This window comes from Pseudovibrio sp. Ad26, from assembly GCF_001623285.1.
In the GTDB taxonomy this organism is placed as follows: Bacteria; Pseudomonadota; Alphaproteobacteria; order Rhizobiales; family Stappiaceae; genus Pseudovibrio; species Pseudovibrio ascidiaceicola.
In genome coordinates this window covers 1-1,396 of the sequence record NZ_LMCE01000114.1, presented here as the reverse complement: position 1 = coordinate 1,396, position 1,396 = coordinate 1, and the positions used below count along the sequence as shown (strand labels likewise).

The window sequence follows — 1,396 nt, the reverse complement described above, 5'->3', positions numbered from 1 at the left end:
CTCCAAATGCCTGCCGCGGAGTTCTCATTCTCGTCCTTCCAATCCAGCCTCAATCCGTTCACCAATCGTCTCTGACAGCACCCGGATTGGATGGGCATCATGGTTCACATAGCGATTGGTGATGGTTACGTTGCGGTGGCGCAGAAGGTGGCTGATGAGGAAGGCGTTGCTGCCTGCTTGAGCTGCGAAAGTGCCAACCGTGTGGCGCAGATCGTGAATACGAACATCAGGAATATTGGCATGGATGCGGATGCGCTGCCATGCATTCTCAATCACCTCAATCGAAATAGGTTGTGTCGGATCTTTACAGCCGGGCAAAACATAAGATGAACCACCCAATCGTGGGATCTCAGAGAGTATTTCGATGGCACTACTACTTACCGGATGAGGTTTACGTTCATCCCCTTTCCTTGAAGGCAGTGCAATCGTGGCCAACTCAAAATCAATATGCTCCCATTTCAAGGTTGCAATTTCACTCAAGCGCGCACCGGTGTAAAGGAGCAGACGTAAGCAATAAAGAGCTCTCGGATTTACAGGTGTCTTCCGCTTTGCGATATCCTTGGGCAAATGCCTAACTGTATCCTTCCCGGCTTTTATGATCCAAGGAAGTCCTTCATGCTCCGCTAGTTCAAGGGTACGCCCCAGTTTTCGCAACTCTTCCTCTGACAGGAAACGATCACGCTCGTTTTCTTTATAACGCTTGACCAAGCGAACCGGGTTGCTGTGCTCTGGCCTTAGGCCCCATACTTCAGCGAGATTGAACGCCTTAGATAAGACCGCCAGAACTTGATTGGCTTGACGAGGTGTTGCTCTCAACGAATGATGCAGCTTTGCAATATCCTGCCGCCTGACAGAGTTGAGTTTCATTTGCCCCAATCGTGAATGAACACACCGCTTTAGGAGACGTTCAATGTCTTTCATTGTCTTGGGCTTATTATGAACCTGCACGTGTTTGCTCATGTAAGTATCAAGAAGAACATTCATCGTGGGAGCAGATCTTTTGTTTTCCCGCTTTAACAAGGGATCATCACCGTTACGGACCGTTGCTAGCACGTTGGTCGCCAAGCCTCTGGCTTGATCTGGTGTTAGCTCACCATATCTGCCAAGGCTCATACGACGGGAGCGGCCTTCATGCGTGCGATATTGCACAACGAATGTTTTTGCTCCGCTTGGCATCACTTGAAGGCCAAAGCCTTTGAGTTTGCTATCCCAGAAGATTTGCTTTTTGCTTGCTGGCCTTGCCGCGTCCACCGTTCGCCTCGTTATGTTCGGCATAGACATACCTCTCCCGCTGACGGCTCGTGACAGGAGCCACCACACATACGAATTTTGAAGTTGAAAAACGCCTCCGTTTGCAGCTGTTTCTGACGGCATGACAGCTTTTGACGACCTTTGG

General features: G+C 49.9%; 1 protein-coding gene. It reads right to left on the bottom strand.

The features are described 5' to 3' along the window. Positions 1-24: 24 nt before the first annotated feature. Positions 25-1,275 (bottom strand): site-specific integrase, encoded by a 1,251-nt coding sequence (locus PsAD26_RS23055; RefSeq protein WP_063312294.1) that lies wholly within the window; start codon positions 1,273-1,275, stop codon positions 25-27. Positions 1,276-1,396 lie beyond the last annotated feature (121 nt).

Bases quoted from the DNA above. Each gene is read 5' to 3' on its own strand.
- PsAD26_RS23055 (WP_063312294.1), bottom strand. From the start codon at position 1,275: ATGCCGAACATAACGAGGCGAACGGTGGACGCGGCAAGGCCAGCAAGC.